22 protein-coding genes and 1 pseudogene are annotated in these 25045 nt (G+C 69.7%); 16 read left to right on the top strand and 7 right to left on the bottom strand.

Annotated elements, in window-relative coordinates:
• Complete coding sequence (locus tag AB0N66_RS16810; RefSeq protein ID WP_365434656.1) at positions 1-1554, bottom strand: amino acid permease; 1554 nt, start codon at positions 1552-1554, stop codon at positions 1-3.
• A gap of 223 nt (positions 1555-1777) precedes the next feature.
• Here AB0N66_RS16810 and AB0N66_RS16805 point away from each other — a divergent pair, with 223 nt between their 5' ends.
• The 3 genes from AB0N66_RS16805 to AB0N66_RS16795 all read left to right on the top strand — a co-directional run bounded on the left by AB0N66_RS16805 (position 1778) and on the right by AB0N66_RS16795 (position 4419).
• Positions 1778-2434, top strand: a complete 657-nt coding sequence (locus tag AB0N66_RS16805) for a PadR family transcriptional regulator (protein ID WP_365434654.1) — start codon at positions 1778-1780, stop codon at positions 2432-2434.
• A gap of 198 nt (positions 2435-2632) precedes the next feature.
• A complete protein-coding gene (locus AB0N66_RS16800) occupies positions 2633-3646 on the top strand; it encodes an ATP-binding cassette domain-containing protein (protein ID WP_365434652.1) in 1014 nt (337 codons plus the stop codon).
• Positions 3643-4419, top strand: coding sequence for an ABC transporter permease (locus AB0N66_RS16795; protein WP_365434649.1), 777 nt, complete (start codon positions 3643-3645; stop codon positions 4417-4419). Before AB0N66_RS16800 ends, AB0N66_RS16795 begins: the two co-directional genes overlap by 4 nt.
• A 70-nt stretch (positions 4420-4489) precedes the next feature.
• Here the strand turns inward: AB0N66_RS16795 and AB0N66_RS16790 are convergent, their stop codons facing one another.
• On the bottom strand, positions 4490-5326 hold the full coding sequence (locus AB0N66_RS16790) for a siderophore-interacting protein (protein WP_365434646.1): 837 nt from the start codon (positions 5324-5326) through the stop codon (positions 4490-4492).
• 62 nt (positions 5327-5388) lie between these two features.
• A complete protein-coding gene (locus tag AB0N66_RS16785) occupies positions 5389-6318 on the bottom strand; it encodes a 5'-3' exonuclease (RefSeq protein WP_365435263.1) in 930 nt (309 codons plus the stop codon).
• Positions 6319-6564: 246 nt separating this feature from the next.
• Here AB0N66_RS16785 and AB0N66_RS16780 point away from each other — a divergent pair, with 246 nt between their 5' ends.
• The 6 genes from AB0N66_RS16780 (at position 6565) to AB0N66_RS16755 (ending at position 13707) form a co-directional block, all read left to right on the top strand.
• Positions 6565-7644: a glycine betaine/L-proline ABC transporter ATP-binding protein gene (locus AB0N66_RS16780; RefSeq protein WP_365434643.1), complete on the top strand. Its 1080-nt coding sequence runs from the start codon at positions 6565-6567 to the stop codon at positions 7642-7644.
• A complete protein-coding gene (locus AB0N66_RS16775; protein WP_365434640.1) occupies positions 7637-10246 on the top strand; it encodes an ABC transporter permease/substrate binding protein in 2610 nt (869 codons plus the stop codon). The genes AB0N66_RS16780 and AB0N66_RS16775 overlap by 8 nt, the downstream gene beginning before the upstream one ends.
• A gap of 156 nt (positions 10247-10402) precedes the next feature.
• Positions 10403-11374 (top strand): hypothetical protein, encoded by a 972-nt coding sequence (locus tag AB0N66_RS16770; protein ID WP_365434637.1) that lies wholly within the window; start codon positions 10403-10405, stop codon positions 11372-11374.
• Between the two features lie 149 nt (positions 11375-11523).
• A complete protein-coding gene (locus AB0N66_RS16765; protein WP_365434634.1) occupies positions 11524-12102 on the top strand; it encodes an XRE family transcriptional regulator in 579 nt (192 codons plus the stop codon).
• Positions 12103-12190: 88 nt separating this feature from the next.
• Positions 12191-12988 (top strand): class I SAM-dependent methyltransferase, encoded by a 798-nt coding sequence (locus AB0N66_RS16760; protein ID WP_365434630.1) that lies wholly within the window; start codon positions 12191-12193, stop codon positions 12986-12988.
• The gene (locus AB0N66_RS16755) at positions 12988-13707 is read left to right on the top strand and encodes a helical backbone metal receptor (protein WP_365434627.1); all 720 of its coding nucleotides are present in this window, start codon (positions 12988-12990) and stop codon (positions 13705-13707) included. The genes AB0N66_RS16760 and AB0N66_RS16755 overlap by 1 nt, the downstream gene beginning before the upstream one ends.
• On the opposite strand, the gene AB0N66_RS16750 is transcribed toward AB0N66_RS16755, so the two are convergent.
• Positions 13676-14809, bottom strand: coding sequence for a TDT family transporter (locus AB0N66_RS16750; RefSeq protein ID WP_365434624.1), 1134 nt, complete (start codon positions 14807-14809; stop codon positions 13676-13678). The genes AB0N66_RS16755 and AB0N66_RS16750 overlap by 32 nt on opposite strands.
• Positions 14810-14879: 70 nt before the next feature.
• Here AB0N66_RS16750 and AB0N66_RS16745 point away from each other — a divergent pair, with 70 nt between their 5' ends.
• Together AB0N66_RS16745 and AB0N66_RS16740 are read left to right on the top strand one after the other, a co-directional pair.
• Positions 14880-15911 (top strand): LysR family transcriptional regulator, encoded by a 1032-nt coding sequence (locus tag AB0N66_RS16745; protein WP_365434621.1) that lies wholly within the window; start codon positions 14880-14882, stop codon positions 15909-15911.
• Positions 15912-16103: 192 nt separating this feature from the next.
• Positions 16104-17069: an aminoglycoside phosphotransferase family protein gene (locus AB0N66_RS16740; protein WP_365434619.1), complete on the top strand. Its 966-nt coding sequence runs from the start codon at positions 16104-16106 to the stop codon at positions 17067-17069.
• Here the strand turns inward: AB0N66_RS16740 and AB0N66_RS16735 are convergent.
• Complete coding sequence (locus tag AB0N66_RS16735) at positions 17038-17721, bottom strand: gamma-glutamyl-gamma-aminobutyrate hydrolase family protein (RefSeq protein ID WP_365434616.1); 684 nt, start codon at positions 17719-17721, stop codon at positions 17038-17040. The two genes, AB0N66_RS16740 and AB0N66_RS16735, sit on opposite strands and share 32 nt — an antisense overlap.
• A gap of 75 nt (positions 17722-17796) precedes the next feature.
• Positions 17797-18534, bottom strand: coding sequence for an FCD domain-containing protein (locus AB0N66_RS16730; protein ID WP_365434613.1), 738 nt, complete (start codon positions 18532-18534; stop codon positions 17797-17799).
• A gap of 77 nt (positions 18535-18611) precedes the next feature.
• Between AB0N66_RS16730 and AB0N66_RS16725 the strand changes: the two genes are divergently transcribed.
• The 5 genes and pseudogenes from AB0N66_RS16725 to AB0N66_RS16705 form a co-directional block, all read left to right on the top strand.
• Positions 18612-19982: a glutamine synthetase family protein gene (locus AB0N66_RS16725; RefSeq protein ID WP_365434610.1), complete on the top strand. Its 1371-nt coding sequence runs from the start codon at positions 18612-18614 to the stop codon at positions 19980-19982.
• Positions 19983-19990: 8 nt separating this feature from the next.
• Positions 19991-21370, top strand: a complete 1380-nt coding sequence (locus tag AB0N66_RS16720; RefSeq protein WP_365434607.1) for an aldehyde dehydrogenase family protein — start codon at positions 19991-19993, stop codon at positions 21368-21370.
• The gene (locus AB0N66_RS16715; protein WP_365434604.1) at positions 21367-22158 is read left to right on the top strand and encodes a 3-oxoacyl-ACP reductase; all 792 of its coding nucleotides are present in this window, start codon (positions 21367-21369) and stop codon (positions 22156-22158) included. The genes AB0N66_RS16720 and AB0N66_RS16715 overlap by 4 nt, the downstream gene beginning before the upstream one ends.
• 59 nt (positions 22159-22217) lie before the next feature.
• On the top strand, positions 22218-22511 hold the full coding sequence (locus tag AB0N66_RS16710; protein WP_365434601.1) for a DUF2510 domain-containing protein: 294 nt from the start codon (positions 22218-22220) through the stop codon (positions 22509-22511).
• Positions 22512-22918: 407 nt separating this feature from the next.
• Positions 22919-23111, top strand: a pseudogene (locus AB0N66_RS16705) (hypothetical protein); the annotation flags it as partial.
• 12 nt (positions 23112-23123) lie between these two features.
• On the opposite strand, the gene AB0N66_RS16700 reads toward AB0N66_RS16705, so the two are convergent.
• Complete coding sequence (locus AB0N66_RS16700; protein WP_365434598.1) at positions 23124-24326, bottom strand: amino acid deaminase/aldolase; 1203 nt, start codon at positions 24324-24326, stop codon at positions 23124-23126.
• Between the last annotated feature and the right edge of the window lie 719 nt (positions 24327-25045).

Here is a 25045-nt window from a genome sequence, read left to right as displayed (position 1 = left end):
TCAAGCGTACGAGGCCGGAACCGCCTCCTGCGCCTCCGTGACCGTCGTACGCGATTTGTACGCCCGGTACGCCACGCCCGCGACCACCGTCACGCCCAGGAAGAGCACGGTGAACCACTGGAAGTACCAGTGCCCGCCCGCCGGGTCGTACACCGCGGCGCGGGGCCAGGCGAGATTGACGGTCATGAAGAGGCCGTACACGAGGGCGATCGCGTTGACCGGGACGCCCCAGCGGCCGAGGGAGAAGAGCGGGCGGCCCTCCTCGTCGACGCCGTCCGCGCCGGGGAACTGTCCGCGCAGGCGTCGGACAAGGAGCGGTCCGGTGACCATCGCGTACGCCAGGTACAGCATCACGATGCAGGTGGTGCCGATGGCCAGGAAGGCTTCCGGGGAGGCGAAGTTGAGGAGCAGTACGGCGGCGGCGAGGACGCCGACGACCAGGGCCGGGGCGTTCGGCATGCCGGTACGGGGATTGACCTTGGCGAGGCGGGCGGAGAAGGGGAGCTGGCCGTCGCGGGCCATGGAGAAGAGCATGCGGGCGGCGGCCGTCTGGATCGCCAGGGTCGCCACCGCGATGGCCACCACCACGTCGGCGAGGAGGGCGCGGCCGACTCCGTCGCCGAGGGTGCTGGTCAGCACGTAGCTCAGGCCTTCCACCCCGAGACGTCCGTCCGTGAGGCTCGGGGCCGCGAGCAGTCCGCCGAGGACGATCAGGCCGCCGAGCAGCCCCGCCGCGCCGAGCGCGGTGAGGATCGTACGAGGCGCGGTACGGCGTGGATCGCGGGTCTCCTCGCTCATCTCGCCCGCGCTGTCGAAGCCGATCATCACGTACGCCGCCATGAAGGAGCCCACCATCAGCGCCCCGAACAGGCCGGTGCTGCCCTCGGCCGTGTGGAAGGTGATGCCGGGAGCCCGCTCGGAGTGGGTCAGCAGCAACACGATGATCAAGACCGCGCCGATGATCTCGGCGGTCACACCGACCCGGTTGACCAGGGACATCACCCGGTTGTCGAGGAGGTTCACCAGCGTGGTCAGGACGAGCAGGATCACCCCGAAGACCGCCGCGTTGGCCGCGCCGTCGGCACTGGTGGGCGTCGGGTCGCTGCCCACCAGCTGGAAGCCGGACCAGATCGCGGGCAGCACCATCTGCAGTGCGAGCGCCGCCGCGGCGACCACCACGATCTGCCCGATCACCATGATCCAGCCGGCGAACCAGCCGAAGGAGAGGTTCGAGAGCCGTGAGGACCACTGGTAGATCGCGCCCGAGATCGGATAGCGCGCGGCCAGCTCCGCGAAGCAAGCGGCCACCAGCAACTGGCCCACCAGGACGGCCGGCCAGGTCCAGAAGAAGACGGGGCCGCCGAACGCGTACCCGAAGGCGAAGAACTGGAAGACGGTCGTCAGTACGGAGATGAAGGAGAACCCGGCGGCGAACGAGGCGTACCGGCCGAGGCTGCGGTGCAGTTCCTGGCGGTAGCCGAACTCGGCGAGGGAATGGTCGCCGGGGGACTCGGGTGGGTCCGGGCGTACGTCGGAGGGGACGGTGGTGGTCACGGTGGCACCTGCCTTCGGCGCGGAAGGGTGGGCTGAATTCCTGTCGGGTGACAGAAATTAGGGAGGGGCTGTTTCGCTCGCGTGACGCGGCCGTGTCCGCGGCGGGCCTAAGTCCTCACGCCCTTGCGGTCGGCGTGAAATCGCGATACATCGTGTGTATTGACGGTCCGACTCGGTCGCGATATGTTCGGCTACGGATATTCGGTGACGAGGTGAGGTTGTCATGGTGATGAAGCGGCGCAAGCTGAGCAACCCGCTGGCGCTTGCCGTGATGACGACCCTCTGGCAGAAGCCGATGCATCCTTACGAGATCGCCCAGACGCTGCGCCGCCAGGGCAAGGACACCAGCACGAAGATCAACTACGGCTCGCTCTACACGGTCGTGCAGAACCTGGAGAAGCACGGCTTCGTCGAGGTCACGGACGTGGAGCGGCAGGGCAACCGTCCGGAGCGCACGGTCTACGGAATCACCGACTCCGGGCGCGTGGAGATGACCGAATGGCTCTCCGACCTGATGGCCGTCCCGGCGCGGGAGTATCCGATCTTCGAGACCGCGCTCTCACTGATGGGTGCGCTGCATCCCGACGAGGTGACCCGGCTCCTCGAAGGGCGGCTCAACTCCCTTGAGGTGCAGGCCGCGAGCGGCCGGGGGGCTCTGGAGAAGCTGTACGAGACGCTGCCCCGGATCTTCCTTGTGGAGACCGAGTACCAACTGCACATGGTTCGGGCGCAGGCGGAGTGGGTCCGTGGCTTCCTGAAGGAGATCAAGGGAGGCGCCCTGCCCGGCGTGCAGGCGTGGCGGAGCTTCCATGAAACCGGCGAGATCCCGCCGGAGTTCCAGGAGTTCCAGGACTCGGAGGAGCGACCCATCGGCAAGTGACCCTGAAATGAACAGACCCCGGCAGGACTGTTGGAGCAGCCCCGCCAGGGTCTCGAACCCCGAACCGGACCCGCGGTGAGGCAGGCCAGGCGATCGAGGTGCGGCACACCCAGGATAGCCCGGCGCTCTTCACGCGGATCGGTCCACATCCGCTGCCTGCGGATTCGTTGTCATCCGCTCACAAGGAGAGCAGTCGTCATGAATACCCCTGCGCCCGCGGTAGAGGCGCGTCAGCTGATCAAGACCTATCCCGGTGACGTCACCGCGCTGCGCGGCATGGACGTCACCGTCGAGGCAGGCACCGTCTTCGGGCTGCTCGGCCCGAACGGCGCCGGCAAGTCCACCACCGTCAAGATCCTCACCACCCTGGCGCGCCCCGACTCGGGTGCTGCCACCGTCGCCGGCCATGATGTGCTGCGCCACCCGGACCGGGTGCGCCGTGCGATCGGTGTGGTCGCCCAGAGTTCGGGCGCCGACCCGGTGGCGACCGGCCGGGAGAACCTTCAACTCCAAGGCAGGCTCTACGGGTTGAAAGGCGCCGGCCTCAACCGCAGGGTGGACGAACTGCTCGACCGCTTCAAGCTCGCGGACGCGGCGAAGCGACCGGTCAAGGGCTACTCGGGTGGCATGCAGCGCCGCCTCGACGTCGCCCTCGGCCTGGTCCACCGCCCCGAGGTGCTCTTCCTCGACGAGCCCACCACAGGCCTCGACCCCGAGGCGCGGACCGCGATGTGGGACGAGATCGCCCGTCTCGCCGGGGACGAGGGCCTGACCATCCTGCTCACCACGCACTACCTCGAAGAGGCCGACCGGCTCGCCGAGCGCATCGCGATCGTCGACCGCGGCCGGGTGGTCGTCGAGGGCACACCCGACGCACTCAAGGGTGAACTACGCGGCGACGCCGTCCACTTGGAGTTGCGTGAAGCGGTCGGCGAAGCCGGTCGTACGCTGTTGAACGGTGCGCTGACCGGTCTGCCAGGTGTGCACGAAGCGCAGTTCGACGGCCGCCGCATCAGTGTCCGCGCCGACGACGGTGCGGCGGCGATGCCCGCGCTTCTCGGGGCACTTGACCGTGCAGGCGTCGGTGTCGCCACCGCGACCGTCGCGCGGCCCTCCCTCGACGACGTCTACCTCCGCTACGCGGGCCGCCGTTACTCCGAGGCGGAAGCAGCAGGCACCGAGGGCCTCGTCCTCGCCGGAGGTGTGCGATGAGCACAGCCGTCTCCCAGACCTGGTACATGACCCAGCGTCAACTCATGGTGTTCGTGCGGCAGCCGGCGTTCCTGCTGATCACGCTGATCCAGCCAGTCGTCTGGCTGTTCCTGTTCGGCAGCCTCTTCAAGAAGGTCGTCGAGCTGGGCGGCTTCGGCACCACCTCGTATCTGGACTACCTCGTCCCCGGGGTGGTCGTGATGAGCGCGCTCAGCTCCAACATGTGGGCGGGCATGACCACGCTCGACGAGATCCAGCGGGGCACGCTCAACCGCTTCCTGACCACGCCCGTCAGCAGGGCGGCCCTGATGAACGGCAATGTCGTCAACAACGGTCTGGTGACCGCCCTGCAGTCAGTCATCATCGTGCTGCTAGGGCTGTTGGGCGGCGCGGACTATCCGGGCGGGATCGGCGGGGTCGCGATCCTGGTTGTCGCCTCGGTGCTGCTCGGCACGATCTTCGGGGCGCTGTCCAACGCGCTGGGCATGCTGGTCCAGGAGCGCGAGTCGATCATCGGCATCAATACGTTCCTGCTGTTGCCGCTGACGTTCCTGTCCACGGCGTTCATGGCGTCGTCCCAGATGCCGGGCTGGATGCGGCACATCGCGGACTTCAATCCGCTCAACTGGGCGATGGTCGCGGGGCGTTCGGCGCTGTCCGCGGACCCCGACTGGGGCGACGTGCTCAACCGGGGCGGTGCGCTGCTCGCGCTGGCGATCGTCGCGGTGTGGCTGTCGATCCGGACGTTCAGGTCGTACCAACGGTCGGTGTAGCCCACCCGGAAACGTCAGGAGGCGGCTCGCGTGACGCGTGGCCGCCTCTCGGCGTTCGCCCGGGCTGGGCTCAGGCGGACGCCTCCTGCTCCGCCTCCACCTGGGCGTTCCACTCCCGCTTCGATGCCTGCCAGCCGTCCTCGTTGTGCCCGAGCCGCCAGTAGCCGGAGATCGAGAGGTCCTCGCGCGGGAACTCGCGCTCGACCCGCAGCAGCCGGCGCAGCTCCTTCACGAAGCCCGCCTCGCCGTGCACGAACGCGTGCACCCGGCCCTGCGGGAACTCCAGGGCGCGCACGGCCTCGACGAGCGCCTCACCGACGGGCCGGTCTCCCCGGTGCAGCCAGACGACATCCACATCGGAGTCGATCTTCTGTTCCTCGGCGGGGTCCGAGATCTCCACGAAGGCGTGGGCCACGGCGCCCGCCGGCAGCGCCTCCAGAGCGGCAGCGATCGCGGGTAGGGCGCTCTCGTCACCGGCGAGCAGATGCCAGTCCGCGCTCGCGTCGGGGGCGTACGCGCCGCCGGGGCCGTTGAACCGTACGAGCTCGCCCGGCTGGACGTTCGCCGCCCAGGGCCCGGCGAGGCCCTCGTCGCCGTGCACCACGAAGTCGAGGGTCAGCTCGCGGTGTTCGGGGTTCCAGTGGCGCACCGTGTATGTGCGTGTCACGGGCCACTGGTCGCGCGGGAACTCCTCGCGGATGACCTTCATGTCGAAGGGCTCGGGGTAGGTGACGCCCTCCGCCCCGAACAGCAGCTTCACGTAGTGGTCGGTGCTGGAGCCCGCGGTGAATTCGGCGAGGCCCTCGCCTCCGAGGACGACCCGCTGCATGTGCGGGGTCAGTCGCTCGGTCCGCACGACCCGCGCGGAGTGGGGCTTCGGGGTCCTGCGTTCCGGACGCTCTGCCATGACGGCCTCCCAATTAACGAGCTTAGGCTTGCCTAAGTTAGCACCTCTCTCTAGTTAACACCTCAAACCTGAAGAGTCGAGAGCAACCTGTGCAACGAACCGCCCAAACCCCACCGCGCGGCGAGTTCGTCCAGCGCGGCCGGGTCGCGTGGCGCGTGGGGCAGCGCGGTGTCGACGTCCGGCAGGGGGACGTCGCCTGCGACCTTGACGACCGTGGGCGCGACGGCGACGTACGGCCGTGATTCGTCGAGGCGCTTGCGCTGCGAGGGAGTCAGTTTGGCCTTCGGGTCGTCCACCGCTGCCATGATTCCGGCCAGGTCACCGAACTCGGCGAGAAGCTTGGTCGCCGTCTTCTCCCCGATGCCGGGGACGCCGGGCAGTCCGTCGCTGGGGTCGCCGCGGAGCAGCGCCAGATCCGCGTACCCCGGGCCGTCGACGCCGTACTTCTCGCGCAGCCATGCCTCGTCGGTGAGTTGGAGCAGGCCGACGCCCTTGAGGGGATAGAGGACGCGGACTTCCCGCTTGTCGTCGACCAGTTGGTACAGGTCGCGGTCGCCGGTGACGATGTCGACAGGGCCGGTGGCGTGTCCGGTGAACGTGCCGATCACGTCGTCCGCCTCATAACCGGCCACTCCCACCCGGGCGATGCCGAGCGCGTCGAGGACGTCCTCGATGACGGGCACCTGCGGGGACAGGGTGTCGGGCACCTCCTCCTCGTCCGGGCCGATCTCGGTCTCCTCGGCGACGCGGTGTGCCTTGTAGGACGGGATCAGGTCGACCCGCCACTGCGGGCGCCAGTCCGCGTCCATGCAGGCCACCAGGTCGTCGGGGCGGTGGTCCTTGACCAGGCGGTCGATGAACTCCAGCAGCCCGCGCACGGCGTTCACCGGCGTGCCGTCAGGGGCCTTCACCGATTCGGGAACCCCGAAATAGGCCCGGAAGTAGAGGGAGGCGGTGTCGAGCAGCATCAGGCGTCTGGTCACGCTTTGCATCATGCCGTACGCCACTGACAGCGACGCTTCCGACAGTGACCTGAACCACTCCGGTGCTTCTCACGTTTGCTCCGGATAAGCGTGGGCAGGCGCCGCCTCTGAGTAAAGCCGGTTGCGTCTTCAACCGTCGTTCCACCGAAGTTCAGCGAACCATTTGTTCAGACGTAACGGATCAACTGTTCAAGGGCTCCACAGTTCAAGCGCTCCACCGTCGAAGCGCTCAAACCGTCCGGACGAGAGGCACACGTGTCATCCAGGCTAGAAGCCGAGCATCTGTACAAGGTGTTCGGCAGACGACCCGAAGAGGCGATGGAGCGGCTCCATCAGGGAGCGGACCGTGAGGAACTCCGTGCCGAAGGCACCACTGCCGCGGTGATCGACGTCTCCTTCACGGTGGAGCCCGGCCAGACCTTCGTCGTCATGGGCCTCTCCGGTTCCGGCAAGTCGACACTGCTGCGCATGCTCAACGGACTGCTGGAGCCGACCGGGGGCCATGTGCGCTTCGACGGTCAGGACCTGACGCAGCTCAGCGCCCGCGAACTGCGCGAGGTCAGGGCGAGGAAGATCAGCATGGTCTTCCAGCACTTCGCGCTCTTTCCGCACCGCAGCGTCCGCGAGAACGCGGCGTACGGCCTTGAGGTGCAGGGCGTGCCGCGCGCCGAGCGCAACGAGCGCGCCACCAAGGCCCTGGAGCTGGCCGGCCTCGCGGGCTGGGAGAAGTCCTGGCCCGACGAACTGTCCGGCGGTATGCAGCAGCGCGTGGGCCTGGCACGCGCGCTCGCCACCGACGCCGACCTGTTGCTGATGGACGAGTCGTTCAGCGCCCTCGACCCGCTGATCCGCCGCGACATGCAGGACCAGTTGATCGAACTCCAGAAGAAGCTCAAGAAGACCATCGTCTTCATCACGCACGACCTCAACGAGGCCATGCGGCTCGGTGACCGGATCGCCGTCATGCGTGACGGCCGTATCGTCCAGATAGGCACCGCCGAGGACATCCTGGTGCGCCCCGCGGACGACTACGTCGCCTCCTTCACCCAGGACGTCGACCGTTCCCGTGTGCTGACCGCGGAGTCCGTCATGGACACCGACCTACGCGGCGACGAGGCGGACTGCGCCTGCGAGACCGCCACCCCCGGCACGCCGTTCAACGAACTCTGCGCGATCAGCGCCCGTGTGTCGCACCCCGTCGCGGTGCTCGACAAGAAACAGACGCTGGTCGGTGTCGTCCCCAGACAGCGGCTCGTCGGCTACCTGGGCGATGAGCAGGGGACCCCGGTCCCCTGTGTCACGCCGCGCGACGAGGCGGTGAAGGCCGGTGCCTAGGATTCCGTTCGGTGACTGGGTCAACGACACCGTCGACTGGCTGCTCAACCACATGGCGTGGTTCTTCGACTTCCTCAAGACCGTGTTCGACGGTGCCTACGACGGCGTCAACGCCGTCCTCCAGGCACCCGAACCGCTCCTCCTCGCGGCCATCTTCGCCGTGATCGCGTTCTGGCTGCGCGGCACCTCCGCCGGTGTCCTCACCTTCGTGGGATTCGCCTTCATCGACTCCCTCGAACTGTGGGAGGACGCGATGGTGACCCTCTCGCTCGTCCTTGTGGCGACCGTCATCGCCCTCGTCATATCCGTGCCCGTGGGCATCTGGGCGGCACGCTCCGACCGGGTCAGCAGCGTCGTCCGCCCCGTACTCGACTTCATGCAGACGCTGCCCGCGATGATCTACCTCATCCCGGCCATCCTGTTCTTCGGCACCGGTGCCCCCGCGGGCATGGTCGCCACCCTGATCTTCGCGCTGGCACCCGGCGTCCGTATGACCGAGCTGGGCATCCGCCAGGTCGACAAGGACCTGGTCGAGGCCGCCGACGCTTTCGGCACCACCCCGCGCGACACCCTGCTGCGCATCCAGCTGCCACTGGCCCTGCCCAGCGTCATGGCGGGCGTCAACCAGGTCATCATGCTGGGCCTGTCCATGGCCGCGATCGCCGGCATGGTCGGCACCGGCGGCCTCGGCGGCGACGTGAACCAGGCCATCGGCCAGCTGAACGTCGGCCTCGGCTCCGAAGCGGGCGTCGCCATCGTCATCCTGGCGATCTACCTGGACCGCATGACCAGCGCCCTGGGCACCCAGGTCTCGCCGCTCGGCCGCCGCGCCGCCGCCAGGCTGCGCGCCGCGCAGGGCCTGAAGCTCTGGACCTACCGCCCCCGCCCGGTCGTGGCCGTCGTCGGTGTCGTCGTGCTCGCGCTGGTCGCGGGTGGCATGGGCCTCTTCGGCGGTACGGATTCCACGTCCACCGCCGCCGACGGCAAGAACGTCGGCCAGGGCAAGAAGATCAGCATCGGCTACATCCCGTGGGACGAGGGCGTCGCCTCCACCTTCCTGTGGCAGGAGATCCTGGAGGAGCGCGGCTACGAGGTCGAGACGAAGCAACTCGACGCCGGCCCCCTCTACACCTCCCTCGCCCAGGGCGACATCGACTTCGAGACGGACTCCTGGCTGCCGACCACCCACGCGGAATACTGGAAGAAGTACGGCAAGCAGCTCGACGACCTCGGCTCCTGGTACGGCCCGACGTCGCTGGAGCTGAGCGTCCCCTCGTACATGAAGGACATCAACTCCCTCGCGGATCTCAAGGGCAAGGCCGACGAATTCGGCGGCAAGATCACCGGCATCGAGTCCAGCGCCGGAATGATGAGCCTGCTCAAGACCAAGGTCCTCAAGGAGTACGGGCTCGACAAGGAGTACGAGGTCGTCGACAGCTCCACGCCCGCGATGCTGGCCGAGCTGAAGCGCGCGTACGCCAAGAAGGAGCCCGTCGTCGTCACACTGTGGTCGCCGCACTGGGCGTACAGCGACTACGACCTGAAGAAGCTCACGGACCCGAAGGGTGCGTGGGGCTCGGGCGACGGCGTGCACACGCTCTCCCGCAAGGGCTTCGCCAAGGAGAACCCGGTCGTCGGCGAGTGGCTCAAGAACTTCAAGATGACCGAGAAGCAGCTCACCAGCCTCGAGTCGGAGATCAACAAGGCCGGCCAGGGCAAGCAGCAGGACGCCGTGCGCGCCTGGCTGAAGAAGAACCCCGGCGTCGTCGACAAGCTGGCCCCGGTCAAGACCACCGCCGCCAGCGCTGAGACCAAGCGCGCGCTGGACGTGGCTTGGTTCCCCTGGGACGAGGACGTCGCCGTCACCTACCTGTGGAAGAACGTCCTTGCGCGGCGCGGCTACACGCTGAACCTGAAGCAGATGGACGTCGGCCCCGTCTACACGGGACTGGCCTCCGGTGACCTCGATCTCAACTTCGACGCGTGGCTGCCGTACGCCCAGTCCAATTACTGGGATCAGCACAAGAACGACCTGAGAGACCTCGGCACCTGGTACGAACCGACCTCCCTGGAGATCGCCGTGCCCAGCTACGTGAAGGACGTCAAGTCCCTGGCGGATCTCAAGGGCAAGGGCGACACCTTCGGCGGGAAGATCATCGGCATCGAGCCGGGCACCGGTGAGATGAACCTGCTCAAGACGAAGGTGCTGCCCGGCTACGGCCTGGACAAGGAGTACAAGGTCGTCGACGGTTCCACGCCCGCGATGCTGGCCGAGCTGAAGCGCGCGTACGCCAAGAAGGAGCCCGTCGCCGTCGTCCTGTGGTCCCCGCACTGGGCGTACAGCGAGTACGAGCTCACCAAGCTCGCGGACGACAAGAAGCTGTTCGGCGAGGGCAACACGATCCGGACGATCTCCAGCAAGAACTTCCCCGAGCAGTATCCGCAGCTCACCGAGTGGATCAAGAACTTCAAGATGAGCGAGGACGAACTCGGCAGCCTGGAGGCCGAGATCAAGGATCAGGGCCAGGGGAACGAGGAGGACGCCGTGGCCGCGTGGCTGAAGGAGCACCCGGACATGGTGGAGCGGATGACTCCGCAGTAGTTCGCCAGTAGTTCTCAGGTGGTCCGACGAGGGGTGGATCTTCGTCGCGCGGGTCGGGTGTCCCGTGTGGCGAAGGCCACCCCTCGTGGAGTTCCCGGGGCCCGCGACCGGTCCGTACGCTCGGCTCCTCTCCTCCCTGCGTTCCTGTGAGACCCCGTGCGATCCCTGCCCCGCTCCGGCCGCCTCGTCGCCCTCCTCGTGGTGCTGCTGACGGCTGTGCCGCCGGGCGCGCACGCGGAGCCCGTGTCCGCCGCCACGGCGCGGCTGGAGTCCCTGGCCGGGGACGTGCGCGACGCCGACGGCGATGTGTACGGCCTGCGGGACGACTCCGGCCACACGATGGACACCGCGGAGATCACCCAGGCGCCGGACGGCACCTATCTCGCCGTCTACCACTCGACCCTCGCCGACGGCCGCTTCCACTCGGCCGTCGCCACCTCCACGGATCTGCTGACCTGGACCCGCCGCCACGACTTCGGCGCGGGCACCAGTCAGCCGACACTCGCCGCCGACGGCGCCGGTGGTTACGTACTGGCGTACGAGAAGGATCCGGACAACCACATCGCGGTACGCGGCTACGCCGATCTCGACGCCCTGCTGGCCGGGCACGCCGACCATGCCTACGACGCGCCGCGCTCTCTCTCGCGCTGCGCCGAGGGCACGCCGGACATCACCTCCGTGCACGACGGCACGATCGAACTCACCGGCCACTATCGGGCGCAGTGCGACACCGACCGCCAACTCCGGGCCACACTCACGGACTTCACGACCTGGCACGCCGAGCCCGACCAGCGCCTGGACCGGGCGCTGGAGGCCTGGGGGACCAGCGGAAACATAGGCGACCGCTCGTCCCTCGAACTGGGCGGCGCGGAGCTGGTGTTGATAGAGGGGCAGCAGTTGCGCGAGGACTTCGGGAGCTGGCGGACGTACGCCTACGATCCGGCGACCGGACGGGCCGAACGGCTGACTTTGCGCACCAACGGCGGCAGCCAGGCCTTCGCCAATCCGTCCGCGACCCTTCTCGCCGACCCGCAGGGGCATCCGGCCCTGCTGGTCAGCCTTTTCGTCCCGAGCGAGGGCGCGGCGCCCGGAGAGGCGGGCCAGCTCCTCTATTGGCGCGAACTGTAACCCTCACCCTCCTTCCGTGTGTCAGCGATGTGACGGGTGCGTGAAACGGTTTGCCGAACATGCGTAGGGTGCAAACAACTCTTCAGAAGTAGTGGGCCGAAGCACTAGCCGTAGTAGGGACCGACGACGCAAGGGAGGGATCCGAAGCGATGGGCGACCACAAAGAACAACCCCTTCGGGTGGGCGCGGCAGTACGGCGCCGCCGCCGTGCACTGGACCTCACCCTCGCCGTCGTGGCCGAGCGCAGCGGCCTGTCGGTGCCCTTTCTCAGCCAGGTCGAGAACGAGCGTGCCCGGCCCAGCAAGAGCTCGCTGGAAAGAGTCGCCGACGCGCTTGGCACCACCGCCGTCGAACTGCTCGCCGCGGCCGACCCGGCGTGCAGTGTCGATGTCGTGCGCGCCGAATCCGCCGAGTGCGCCCCCACGGCACGGGTGCGCCCCTTGGTGCGCGGTCACCACCAGCTGCACGCCACCGAGTTCACCGGCGACCACGACGAGGGGCGCGAACTCCAGCTCCGCAACGACAAGTTGATGTACGTCGTCGACGGCGCCGTCGAGGTCGAGGCGGAGGGCCGTGCCCATCGCCTCGGGCGCGGCGACACCATGTATCTGACGGGCGGCGTGCGGCACCGGTGGCGGGCGACCGTGCCGGACACCCGGGTGATCGTGGTCGAGGTCGCCGACCACATCGACGCGGTGGAGGACCGGCACAGCTTCGGGAAGCGCTGACGCCGGGTGGAAGCCCGGCACGCTTTCGGGTGGGGCCGACCTGTCCGCGACCCATCCCCGTTCCGGGTACCGCTGCGATACTGACTCCATGTCCGGTACCTCCGGTTACGCCTTCGACAACACCTCTGAGCACGCCGGTGGGCGCTTCGACGCCCTGGAGACCTGCTACGACCCGGTGACCTTCGCGCGCCTCACCGAGCTGGGCGTCGGCCCGGGGATGCGCTGCCTGGAACTGGGCGGAGGCGGTGGCTCCGTCGCCGGCTGGCTCGCCGACCGGGTCGGCCCGACCGGCTCCGTCCTCGTCACCGACATCGAACCGCGCTGGATGGACGGCCTCCCCGAGCGTGGCAACCTGCACGTCCTGCGGCACGACATCAGCACCGACGAGCTGCCGGAGGACGAGTTCGACCTCATCCACGCCCGGCTCGTCCTGCTGCACGTGCCCGAGCGGATGGCGGCCCTCGGCCGGCTGGTGCGGGCGCTGCGGCCCGGAGGGTCACTGGTCCTGGACGAGTTCGACTGCGGGTATGTCCCCGTGCTCGCGTCACCCTGGCCAGGGGCGGCCGAACTGTTCGAGAAGATGCACGACGCGGTCATGGGCGTCGTCACGCGGGCGGGCGCCGACATCCGCTGGGGGCTGCACGCGTACGCGGCACTGCGCGGGGCGGGGCTCGTCGGCGTGGCGTCGTCCACGTACGCCGAGTCCTGGCGCGGTGGCTCGCCCGGCAGCCGGCTGCACCAGATCAATATGCGCCAACTGGAGAGCCGGCTGGTCGAGGAGGGCCTGACCGAGGAGCAGTTGGACCGCTGTCTGCACCTCCTGGACGACCCTGCCTTCGCGGTCAACTCCTATCCGCTGATCACGACGTGGGGGAGGCACCCGTGATGCGCGTCGTGTCACTCGTACCGTCGCTGACGGAGGCGGTGGCCGTCTCCCTGCCCGGCGTCCTGGTCGGCGCGACCGACTGGTGCAGCCACCCGGCGGACCTCGACGTCGTGCGGATCGGCGGCACCAAGAATCCCAAGGTCGACAGGATCATCCAGCTCGCCCCCGACCTGGTCGTCGCCAACGAGGAGGAGAACCGTGAGCCCGACCTGACGGCCTTGCGCGCAGCGGGAGTCGAGGTCCTGGTCACCGAGGTGCGGGACGTGCCGGGGGCCATCCGCGAGCTGGGGCGGGTGCTGGGCGCGTGCGGCGCGAAGGCCCGGCCGCGATGGCTCGACGAGGCGGAGAGTGCCTGGCAGGATCCACCGGTTCCGGACCGTCGTACGACCGCGATCGTGCCCATCTGGCGGCGGCCCTGGATGGTCCTCGGCCGTGACACCTTCGCGGGAGACATGCTGGCGCGCCTGGGCGTCGACAACCTGTACGCGACGCACCCGGAACGCTATCCGCGGATCGCGATCGAGGAGCTGAGGGCCGCCGCTCCGGAACTCGTCGTCCTGCCCGACGAGCCGTACCGCTTCACGTCCGACGACGGGCCGGAGGCCTTCGAGGGCGTGCCCTGTGCGCTCGTCGACGGTCGCGCTCTCACCTGGTACGGGCCTTCGCTGACGGCGGCTCCGCGGGTGCTCAGTGAGGCGCTGCGAGCAGCCGGCCGTTGACCAGACCGCGGGCCGTGCGGACCGCGGCGACGGCCCAGGCGGCCACAAGGAGCATGTACAGGGCGACCGTGAGCCAGTCGAACACGGCGAGCCCGGTGTGCTTTGCCAGGCTTTCGGCTCCGGTCGCACAGGTTCCCAACGGGAAGGTGAACGCCCACCAGGTCATGGAGAAGCCCATGCCCCGGCGCCGGGCGCGCACCACCATCGCGGCGGCCAGTGCCAGCCAGAGCAGCGCGAAGCCCATCACGGGCACGCCGTAGAGCACGGCGAGCATGCCGAAGCCCTGGTTGTACGGAGCGGGAACCACGCCGGGCGCGAAATCCGCGAACTTGCCGACGGCGGTCGTGGACTGACCGAGCGGGCCGAGAACCAGGAACAGGAGCGGGGTCGCCGCGAGCGGCAGCGGGCCCGAGGTGACGAGCCGGGCGAAGATCAACGGCAGCATCACCAGGGTGGCCAGCAGGCTGAGCCCGAACATCGCGACGCAGGCGAGGAGGAGGGTCTCCTGAGCCTGGCCCGGCGGGAGATGGGGCACGAGCAGGGGACCCTGCGCTGCGGAGACCATGGGGGCCACGATGGGCAGCAGCCATACGGGGCTTGCCTGGCCGGGCTCGATGCGGTGACGGACGATCATGAGGTACGGGACGGCCACGGCGAACACGAGACCGATCACCGTTCCGGCGGTGAACAGGACCGCGTCCAGGGCGACCGCCGCTGCCGTACCGATCCAGTCCTGGCCGACGACCAGGCCGGCGCCGCCGACGGCGAGCAGTGCCATCGCGAGGCAGCCGTAGAAGGGTGCCACGGCCGGGTCGAGGAACTCGGCGCGAGCCTGGTCGCGGTGGTACGTCCAGTGCAGGGTCCGGGCGACGAGCAGGACCACGAGCATGGCCAGTGAGAGCGCCCATACGGCGGCGAGGGCGGTTCGCAGGCCCGGCGTGTTCCCGGGGAGCCCCGCTCCCGCCGTGGCGACGATCGCTGTGCCCATCACCGAGGCGTACCAGTTCGGACCGAGATGCCGGACGGCGACGGCGCGGCGGGTCCCTGTCGTGCGGGGAGTCGCCGCCTTGTGGAGCCTGAGGGGCTGCGTTGCGGTAACCATGTCTCCACCGTCCCGCCGTGCCGGGTTCCTCACCAGGGAGTGCTGCTCTATGAGGGCATAAGCTGGGTTTATGAGGATGCCTGAGGAGCCGATCGGAAACAGGGCTGAGGAATCGGCCGGGTCCGGGGGCGGAGGGCCGGCCGCAGGCAAGGACGAAGGGCCGGCCGCAGGCAAGGCTGAGGGACTGGCCGGGGTCGCACACCACTCCGTCGGGGTCGCGCGCCGAGTGCCGGACCTGGGTGCGCTGGAGCTGTTGCTGGCCGTGGCGCGGCTGGGGAGTCTGGGGATGGCGGCGCGGGAACTGGGAATCTCACAGCCGGCGGCGAGCAGTCGGATCCGCTCGATGGAACGTCAGCTGGGGGTCGCGCTCGTCGACCGCTCACCGCGGGGTTCGCGCCTCACGGACGCGGGCGCACTGGTCACGGACTGGGCGCGGCGCGTCGTGGAGGCCGCCGATGCGTTCGACGCGGGTGCGCAGGCACTGCGCGACCGACGGGACTCCAGGCTTCGGGTGGCCGCGAGCATGACGATCGCCGAGTACCTGCTGCCGGGCTGGCTGATCGCGCTCCGCGGGCAGCACCCGGACACGGCGGTGTCGCTCCTCGCGGGCAATTCCGCGGCCGTCGCCGAACGCCTCCTCGCGGATGAGGCGGACGTGGGTTTCGTGGAGGGTCTGACGGTGCCGACGGGCCTGGACTCGGTGGTCATCGCGCACGACCGCCTGATCGTGGTGACGGCGCCGGAGCACCCGTGGGCCCACCGCCGTAAGCCCCTGGGCGCGGCGGAGCTCGCGTCGACACCGCTGATCCTGCGTGAGAAGGGGTCGGGCACCCGCCAGGTTCTGGACGCGGCGCTCGGTAGCCTGGCCCGGCCGCTCCTGGAGCTCAACTCGACGACGGCGGTCAAAGCCTCGGCGGTCAGTGGGGCGGGCCCGGCGGTTCTGAGCGAGCTGGCCCTCGGCGAGGAACTCTCGGCTCACCGCCTGGTGAGCATCCCGTTGTCCGACGTGCAACTGGGCCGGTCCCTCCGTGCGGTCTGGCCTACCGGCCATCGGCCCACGGGGCCGGCGCGGGATCTGTTGTCGTTGACGCGGGGGGCTTGAGGGGTGTTTTTCGCCCCCTCCGCCCCTACCCGTCCCGTATCTGGGGGCTGCCGCCCTGAGGCCCCCGCTCTCGGCCTGGACGGCCTCGTCCTCAAACGCCGGACGGGCTGAACCCCGCGCAGCGGGGTCTGGGGCGGAGGGGGCGAAAAAACCGCTGGCGCAACCCAAGTCGCCCCCGCAACCATGCGGGACATGACCCCGACCGCCCCGTCCGCCGCAGGCGTCCGCACCCCTTGGGAAGCCCTACCTCACCCCGTCCGCGACGCGGTCGCGCAGTTGCTCGGCGCCCCGGTGACCGAGGCGGTGACCCAATCCGGCGGCTTCTCACCCGGCGTGGCCGCCCGCGTCACCACAGCGGAACGGCACCGCGCGTTCGTGAAGGCGGTGAGCGGCGACACGAACCCCCACAGCCCCGCACTCCACCGCAGGGAGGCAAGAAACGCCGCCGCGCTCCCGCCCGGTACCCCCTCGCCACGCCTTCTCGGCAGCTACGACGACGGCACCTGGGTCGCTCTCGTCTTCGAGGACGTCGACGGGCGCCAGCCTCATGTCCCTTGGCGCGCGCACGAGTTGAAGCGGGTCCTGCACGCGGTGGCCGACCTCGGCCGAGCCCTCACGCCGTCCTCCGTGGCCGCTCCGCCGGTCGGCGAGCACCTGGCCGAGCATTTCAGTGGCTGGGAGCGCCTCATCGGGGCGGCGGACTCCGACGTCTCGGCTCTCGACCCCTGGGTGGCCCGCAACCTCCGCCGGCTGGCCGAACTCTCCGCCCCCTGGGCCGAGTTCGCGTCCGGTGACACCCTGGCGCATGGCGACCTGCGCGCCGACAACCTGCTGCTCACCGCCGACGACGGCGTCGTCTTCGTCGACTGGCCGCACGCCGTCCGCGCCGCGCCCTGGTTCGACCTGCTGGTCATGCTGCCGTGTGTCCGGGCCCAGGGCGGCCCCGATCCCGACGAGGTGTTCACCTCCCACCTCCTGGGCCGCGACGCCGATCCGAAGGGCGTGACGGCGACCCTGGCGGCGGTCGCCGGATACTTCGTACAGCAGTCGCTGCAACCGGACCCGCCTGGTCTGCCGACCATCCGCGCCTTCCAGCGTGCCCAGGGTGACGCCGCCGTGGAATGGCTCAGGAAGCGGCTCGGACCAGGGCCGTCATGACCCGCAGATCCTCACCCATCTCCGGATGCCACTGCACCCCCAACACCCAACCGGGTCCGGGAAGTTCGATGGCCTCCACCGTCCCGTCCGCCGCGTGCGCCGAGGGCAGCAGCCCCTCGCCGAGCCGGTCCACCGCCTGGTGGTGGTACGTCGGCACGGCCGATGTCTCTGGCACGACACCGGCGTACAGACTCCCCGGCACAGGGGTCGCGTCATGGTGCCCGAACACCCCGACGTCCTTCACATGCCCGTCGATGTGCTGGACGAGCGTGCCGCCGAGGGCGACGTTGAGGAGCTGCATGCCCCGGCAGATGCCGAGGAGCGGGGTGTCGGACGCCAACGCGGCCTCGATCAGGGCGAGTTCCCAGGCATCGCGTTCCGCGGCGGGCGGCCCCGTGCGCGGCGAGCGCTCGGCGCCGTAGCGGGCGGGCTCGACGTCCGGCCCACCCGCGACGACGACCCCGTCGAGGCGGGCGACGGCCGCCGCCGCGTACGAGGGATCGTCGGGCGGCAGCATCACGGCGAGCCCGCCGGCCCGCTGCACGAGACGCGGATAGCCGACCGGCAGCAACGCCGCCTCCAGCTCCCACACGCCCCAGCGCGCCGCGGACTCCAGATACGTACTCACGCCGATCAGCGGTCTGCCGCCCACGCTGCCTCCTCCGCACTCAATGGAACGCGTCCGTACCTTTGCCGGACGCTCGCATGGAAATCAAGCCCTACCGGCTCACGTCAGGAACCCCCGCAGCAGCGCCGCCGTCCCCCCGCAGTGCTCCCGCATCATCTCCCGCGCCCCGTCCGCGTCCCCGTCGAGAACCGCCTCCACCAGCGCGCTGTGCTGCTGCTGGGAGTGCTCCAGGTTGCGGACGAGGAGCGGGATGCAGTCGAGGAGGTCGTTCACGGAGGCGCGTACGGCCGCGTACTGGGCGGTGAGTGAAGGGGAGCCGCAGAGTTCGGCGAGGGTGAGGTGCAGCATGGTGTCCAGACGGCGGTAGTCGGCCAGCGGCGCGTCCTGGGTGCGGGCGAGGGCCTCGCGCAGCCGGTCGGCCTGCTCGTCGTCGAGGCCGTGCGTGGCGCACAGGCCGGCCGCGCCCACCTCAAGGACCTCGCGGAAGCGCAGTACGTCCTCGATGTCGACCTCGGCGACCCGGCGCCGCAGCTCGTGCTCGCCGGGCGCGTCGGCCCTCGGCAGCACGAAGGTGCCGCCGTACCGGCCGCGCCGCGACTCGACGAGCCCCTGGTCCTGCAGCACCTTCAGCACCTCGCGCAGCGTCACCCGGCTGATCCCGAGCCGCTCCGCCAACTCCCGCTCGGCGGGCAGCCGTTCACCACCCGGCACCAGACCGAGCCGGACGACCTGGAGGATCTGCTCCAGCGCCTCCTCGAAACCGTTGCCCGCCCGCACCGGCCGCAGCACCGGCGTCAGCCGGTCGTCCGCCCCGCCGTCGGTTTCCGCCCACGTCATCCGGTCGCGCCCCCTTCCCAAGCAATGGTTCTCAGCAATACCTTATGACTCTCGGCTGACCCAAGGAGGCTTTTCCGGTGGCAGACCGCACACCCCCGCTATCCGTCGAGGAGTTGCGCAGCCTGGTCGCGGGCGGCGAGATCGACACGGTCGTCCTGGCCTTCCCCGACATGCAGGGACGGCTCCAGGGCAAGCGGTTCGCCGCGCGCTTCTTCCTCGACGACGTCCTCGAACACGGTACGGAGGGCTGCAACTACCTCCTCGCCGTCGACACCGAGATGAACACGGTCGACGGGTACGCGATGTCCTCCTGGGAGCGGGGTTACGGCGACTTCGCCATGCACCCCGACCTGAGCACGCTGCGCCGGGTGCCCTGGAACGAGGGCACGGCCCTGCTCATCGCCGACCTCGCCTGGAACGACGGCTCCCCGGTGGTGGCCGCGCCCCGCCAGATCCTGCGCCGCCAGCTCGACCGCCTCGCCGAACTCGGCCTCACCGCCCAGGTCGGCACGGAACTCGAGTTCATCGTCTTCAAGGACACCTACGAGCAGGCCTGGGACGCGCACTACCGGGACCTCACCCCGGCGAACCAGTACAACATCGACTACTCGGTCCTTGGGACGGGACGGATCGAGCCGCTCCTGCGCCGCATCCGCAACGACATGCAGACGGCGGGCCTCGTCGTCGAGTCCGCCAAGGGAGAGTGCAACCCCGGCCAGCACGAGATCGCCTTCAAGTACGACGAGGCCCTCGTCACCTGTGACCAGCACGCCGTCTACAAGACCGGCGCCAAGGAGATCGCCTCCCAGGAGGGCGTCTCGCTCACCTTCATGGCGAAGTACAACGAGCGCGAGGGTAACTCCTGTCACATCCACCTCTCGCTCGCGGACAAGGACGGCACGAATGTGATGGCCGGCTCCTCCGACGACCCGGGCGGCATGTCGGAGATCATGCGGTACTTCCTCGCCGGGCAGCTCGCCGCGCTCCGCGACTTCTCGCTCCTCTACGCCCCGAACATCAACTCCTACAAACGGTTCCAGCCGGGCTCCTTCGCCCCGACCGCCGTCGCCTGGGGCTACGACAACCGCACCTGCTCCCTCCGTGTGGTCGGCCATGGCCGCTCGATGCGCTTCGAGAACCGGCTCCCCGGCGGTGACGTCAACCCGCACCTGGCCGTCGCCGGACTCGTCGCGGCCGGCCTGTACGGCATCGAGCAGAAGCTGGAGCTGCCGGACGTGTGCGCGGGCAATGCGTACGCCGCCGACTACGAGCACGTCCCCACCACCCTTCGCGAGGCCGCCGAGCTCTGGGAGAACAGCCCGATCGCCCAGGCCGCCTTCGGTGACGAGGTGGTCGCGCACTACCGCAACATGGCGCGCGTCGAGCTGAACGCCTTCGACGCCGCGGTGACCGACTGGGAGCTGCGCCGCTCCTTCGAACGTCTGTGAGGCCGAACTTGTCGCAGCTGCACGAACTGGATGTCCTCAACCCGGCGACCGAGGAGGTCATCGCCACCGTCCCGGGCGCCACTGCGGAGGACGTCGACGCCGCCGTCGTACGGGCGGGAACGGCACAGGCCCGCTGGGCCGCCCTCGCTCCGGGCGAGCGCGCCCGGCTGCTGCGCCGCTTCGCCGTCGTCGTCGACGAACACCTCGAAGAACTGGCCCGGTTGGAGGTCAGAGAGGCCGGTCACGTCATCGGCAACGCCCGCTGGGAGGTCGGCAACGTCCGCGATCTGCTCGACTACGCGGCCGGGGGAGTGGAGCGGCTGACCGGCCACCAGATCCCGGTCTCCGGCGGCCTGGACATCACGATCCTCGAACCGCTCGGTGTCGTCGGGATCATCGCCCCCTGGAACTTCCCCCTGCCGATCGCCGCGTGGGGCACCGCACCGGCGCTCGCGGCCGGGAACGCGGTCATCCTCAAGCCCGCCGAGACGACACCTCTGACGGCTCTGAGACTGGCCGAACTGGGCCTGGAGGCCGGTCTTCCAGAGCACCTCTTCCAGGTGCTCCCAGGCTTGGGTCCCGTCGCGGGCAACGCGCTCGTCGAACACCCCGGCGTCGCGAAGATCGTCTTCACGGGGTCAACGGCCGTGGGTAAACAGGTGTTGGCAAAGGGCTCCGCCCTCCTCAAGCGGGTCACCCTCGAACTCGGCGGCAAGAGCCCGAACATCGTCTTCGCCGACGCCGACATCGAAGCCGCCGCGGCCGCCACCCCCATGTCCTTCCTCGACAACTCCGGCCAGGACTGCTGCGCCCGCACCCGCATCCTCGTCCAGCGCTCCGCGTACGACCGTTTCCTCGAACTCCTCGCCCCGGCCCTCGCGTCCGTGGTCGTCGGCGACCCGTCCGACGAGCGCACCCAGATGGGCCCGCTGATCTCCAAGGTCCAGTTGGAACGCGTACGTTCGTACGTCGCCGCCGACGCGCCGGGCATCCACGGCAAGGCCCCCGAGGGCCCGGGCTTCTGGTTCCCGCCCACGGTCCTCACCGACGTCGAGCCCCACGCGCGGGTGGCCGTCGAGGAGGTCTTCGGCCCGGTCGCCGTCGTCCTCCCCTTCGAGGACGAGGCGGACGCGATCCGGCTGGCCAACGCCACCGAGTACGGCCTGTCCGGCTCCATCTGGACGCGTGACGTCGGCCGCGCCCTGCGTGTGTCGGGCGCCGTCCGCGCCGGGAACCTGTCCGTCAACTCCCACTCCAGCGTCCGCTACTGGACCCCGTTCGGCGGCTTCAAGCAGTCGGGGATCGGCCGCGAACTCGGCCCGGACGCCCTCACCGCCTTCACCGAAACCAAGAACGTCTTCATCAGCACGGAGGGCCCCGCACAGTGACCGCAGACACCCCTGACATCATCTGCCGCCGTCTGGTCGGCCGTACCGCCGTCATCACCGGCGCGGGCAGCGGCATCGGCCTCGCCACCGCGCGGCGCCTCGCCTCCGAGGGCGCCCATGTCGTCTGCGGCGACATCGACGAGACGAGCGGCAAGGCGGCCGCCGAGGAGATCGGCGGGATCTTCGTCAAGGTCGACGTCACCGACCCCGAGCAGGTCGAGGCGCTCTTCAAGACGGCGTACGACACCTACGGCTCCGTCGATATCGCCTTCAACAACGCGGGCATTTCACCGCCCGACGACGACTCCATCCTGGAGACGGGACTTGAGGCCTGGAAGCGGGTCCAGGACGTCAACCTCACCTCCGTCTACCTGTGCTGCAAGGCAGCGATCCCCTACATGCGGCGCCAGGGCAAGGGCTCCATCATCAACACGGCGTCCTTCGTGGCCCGGATGGGCGCGGCGACCTCGCAGATCTCGTACACGGCCTCCAAGGGCGGCGTGCTGGCCATGTCCCGTGAACTGGGCGTGCAGTTCGCCAGGGAAGGCATCCGGGTCAACGCACTCTGCCCGGGACCGGTCAACACCCCGCTGCTCCAGGAGCTGTTCGCCACGGACCCCGAGCGGGCCGCGCGCCGGCTCGTGCACATCCCGGTCGGCCGTTTCGCGGAGCCGGACGAGATCGCCGCGGCGGTCGCGTTCCTCGCCAGCGACGACTCCTCCTTCGTCAACGCCAGCGACTTCCTGGTGGACGGCGGAATCTCGGGCGCCTACGTCACGCCGCTGTAGCGGACGACGTGGCCTGGATACCGTGTACCGATCTTCGGCGCACGTCCTGGAGTGCCGGGATGAGCATGACGCCGCCGCCCGGCTGGTACCGCGATCCGTCGTACCCGCTCGTCGAGCGCTGGTGGGGCAGGACCGCCTGGACCGACCACCGGCGTCGGCTAGAGGTACCTCAAGTGTCCCTGGTGCCGCCGGAACTCGTCAGCGACGGCCCCGGCCGTGTCAAGTCCGTGGCGCTCACTGCCGCGGACCACGCCCGTCCATGGTGGCCGCTACTCCGTTACCCTCGCCGTTCACCTTCCAACCGACGCCCGAAGACCCGTCCGGCGTTGTCGATCAACTCAGCGGCATCGTGACGTCGTTGCTCGCCGGCTTGGTCAGACCTCGGTAGGTCGCCGAGGACGTCGTTGTGGTGACCCTGCCGGGTACCCACGCCCAGTTAGCTCGATCGTGTGATGGTCGACTCCAATGCTTGCGGTGTCCTGGGCCGTCCGGGTTAGCGTGATTGTGCGATCTGGGACGCCGGGTGCGGTGCCAGCGTGCGGGGCCACTGCTCCACCGGAGTGATGGGTCAGGGCTTCCCCGTCGCCTCTGGCCGCGTCCACCAGGCCAGGTCGTACAGGGAACTGGCCTCCCGGGCCCGGACCACGGACAGGATCCGTGTCGCCGCCCCGGGGTTGAGTATGCCGGGGACCAGTGCGCCCAAGACCGTTCGGGGCGTGCGGCTGACCGGGATCAACAACCCCGCCCAGTCGAGAGGAACGGTTACGTCCAGTCGCTGGCGTTCTCGTCCAGCATGGCTCGCAGGCGCTCGTCACCGTCCGCTTCGTCTTCGATGCGCGGACGAGGACGGGCCGCCGCTCACTGGCATAGAAAGGATCACCAAGGGGTTCCGGCCGGTGGGCGACGCGGACATCGGTGGGGGTGTGGGCAGCAGTATCGGCCCGTCCCAGTAGACACCGGGGGCGTCAGAGGAAGGTGTGCCCCTCTCCGCGATATGTCGGGACGGACGCCGTCACCGAGTCGCCCGTCACCAGTTGGAGCGTGTCGAACCGCTCGCACAACTCCCCGGCCTTGGCGTGCCGGAACCACACCTTGTCGCCGATGAGCAGATCGTCCGCGGGGGCGCCGATCAGCGGAGTCTGCACCTCGCCCGGACCCTCTTGGGGGTCGTACTTCAGCCCCTCCGGGAGGTAGGGCACGGGCAGCCGGTCGGGACCGGCGGCACCCGAGGCCGGGTAGCCGCCGCCGAGGACGGTCACGATTCCGACGCCCGGCCGGCGGACCACGGGCTGGGCGAAGAGCGCGGCCGGACGCCCGCTGAACGAGGTGTAGTTGTCGAAGAGCCGCGGTACGTACAGTCCCGACCCCGCCGCGATCTCCGTGACCGCGTCCTCGGCCGCCGTGTGCTGCACGCTGCCGGTACCGCCGCCGTTGACGAACTCCAGGTCGGGCTCCACGGCCCGTACGGCGCGAACGACCTCGGCACGCCGCTGGACGAGTTCCTTGCGGGCCGTGGCCTGCATCAGGCGGACGGCACGCGAGCGGAAGGGCCGCCCGTCGACCGAGTCCCCGACGCCGGCGATGTGGCCTTCGTACGCCATGATCCCCACGAGCTTGAACCCGGGCCGTCGGGTCACCGTACGAGCCATCTCGGCGAGTTGGGCGGGGGAGCGCAGCGGCGAACGGAGTGCGCCGACGCGGACCCGCCCGCCGAGCAGTTGGAGGGAGGTGTCCAACTCCAGGCAGACGCGCACGACTTCGGTGCCGCCCTGGCGTGCCGCGTCGATCAAGTGGAGCTGGGCCGGGTCGTCGACCATCACGGTCACGGCGGCGGCGAGCTTGGGGTCGGAGGCCAGCTCGGCGAAGCCCTTGGTGTCGGCGGACGGGTAGGCGAGCAGGATGTCGTCGAAGCCGGAGCGGGCCAGCCAGATCGACTCCGCGAGGGTGAAGGACATGATTCCGGCGAAGCCGTCCCGCGCGAGGACGCGTTCGAGCAGGGCGCGGCAGCGGACGGATTTGCTGGCGACGCGGACCGGTTTGCCACCGGCCCGGCGGACGAGATCGTCCGCGTTCGCGTCGAAGGCCTCCAGGTCCACGATCGCAACGGGGGCGTCGAGGTGAGCGGTGGCCCGGTCGTAGCGGGCCCGGTCTGCGGCGCGGGCAGTCATGACCGAAGCCTGCCAGACAGGATTACCGCAGGGTAGGGGGACGATCCGGGCAGATGCCACGGGCCTGCGGACTGGTTCCCTTCGGGCCCACGTCAACCCGTAGAGTGACGCGCACGCAGGGAGGAACGACCTTGCCCGGGCGGGGTGCGCCCGGGGTGACGGCCCCCCGGTGCGGGTATGCGTGCCCGTGACGGGCGACCCGAACGGACGCCCTCCCCGCACAGCTACGACGGCCCGGAAGAGCTCCGAGGCGAGCCGATGGCCCGGGTACGAGGGAACGGGGGGTGCATGAGCACGGAAGCGCGCCGCGCCTCAATTCCCCCACGCCCACCGGTCCCACCCCGCCCGGCGACCCCTCCCCACCCGGACCAGCCTCCGACTCCGGACCAGCCCTCGACTCCGGACAACCTGCGAACTCCGGACCAGCCCGTGAGGCCGGACCTCTTGCCGCCACCGGACCAGCCTCCGACGCCTGCTCAGCCTCCGAGGCCGGATCAGTCGCCGACTCCGGGCCGGCCGTGGACTCCCGATCAGCCTGCGGGGCCGGGTTATTCGTCGCGGCCGGAGCAGTCTCCGACGACCGGTCAGTCGTCGAGGCTGGACCAGCCGCCGAGGCCGGACCAGTTGCCGCCACCGGACCAGCCTCCGACGCCTGCTCAGCCTCCGAGGCCGGATCAGTCGCCGACTCCGGGCCGGCCGTGGACTCCCGATCAGCCTGC

The sequence above is a fragment of the Streptomyces sp. NPDC093544 genome (assembly GCF_040683495.1).
In the GTDB taxonomy this organism is placed as follows: domain Bacteria; phylum Actinomycetota; class Actinomycetes; order Streptomycetales; family Streptomycetaceae; genus Streptomyces.
Note: the sequence above shows the minus strand (reverse complement) of the source record. Positions and strands in the feature narration are given on the sequence as shown.

Excerpts from the sequence above, each read along its gene's own strand:
- AB0N66_RS16805 (WP_365434654.1), top strand. The coding sequence starts at position 1,778 with ATGGTGATGAAGCGGCGCAAGCTGAGCAACCCGCTGGCGCTTGCCGTG.
- AB0N66_RS16800 (WP_365434652.1), top strand. The coding sequence starts at position 2,633 with ATGAATACCCCTGCGCCCGCGGTAGAGGCGCGTCAGCTGATCAAGACC.
- AB0N66_RS16795 (WP_365434649.1), top strand. The coding sequence starts at position 3,643 with ATGAGCACAGCCGTCTCCCAGACCTGGTACATGACCCAGCGTCAACTC.
- AB0N66_RS16790 (WP_365434646.1), bottom strand. The coding sequence starts at position 5,326 with ATGGCAGAGCGTCCGGAACGCAGGACCCCGAAGCCCCACTCCGCGCGG.
- AB0N66_RS16785 (WP_365435263.1), bottom strand. The coding sequence starts at position 6,318 with ATGCAAAGCGTGACCAGACGCCTGATGCTGCTCGACACCGCCTCCCTC.
- AB0N66_RS16765 (WP_365434634.1), top strand. The coding sequence starts at position 11,524 with ATGGGCGACCACAAAGAACAACCCCTTCGGGTGGGCGCGGCAGTACGG.
- AB0N66_RS16760 (WP_365434630.1), top strand. The coding sequence starts at position 12,191 with ATGTCCGGTACCTCCGGTTACGCCTTCGACAACACCTCTGAGCACGCC.
- AB0N66_RS16755 (WP_365434627.1), top strand. The coding sequence starts at position 12,988 with ATGCGCGTCGTGTCACTCGTACCGTCGCTGACGGAGGCGGTGGCCGTC.
- AB0N66_RS16750 (WP_365434624.1), bottom strand. The coding sequence starts at position 14,809 with ATGGTTACCGCAACGCAGCCCCTCAGGCTCCACAAGGCGGCGACTCCC.
- AB0N66_RS16745 (WP_365434621.1), top strand. The coding sequence starts at position 14,880 with ATGAGGATGCCTGAGGAGCCGATCGGAAACAGGGCTGAGGAATCGGCC.
- AB0N66_RS16740 (WP_365434619.1), top strand. The coding sequence starts at position 16,104 with ATGACCCCGACCGCCCCGTCCGCCGCAGGCGTCCGCACCCCTTGGGAA.
- AB0N66_RS16730 (WP_365434613.1), bottom strand. The coding sequence starts at position 18,534 with ATGACGTGGGCGGAAACCGACGGCGGGGCGGACGACCGGCTGACGCCG.
- AB0N66_RS16710 (WP_365434601.1), top strand. The coding sequence starts at position 22,218 with ATGAGCATGACGCCGCCGCCCGGCTGGTACCGCGATCCGTCGTACCCG.
- AB0N66_RS16700 (WP_365434598.1), bottom strand. The coding sequence starts at position 24,326 with ATGACTGCCCGCGCCGCAGACCGGGCCCGCTACGACCGGGCCACCGCT.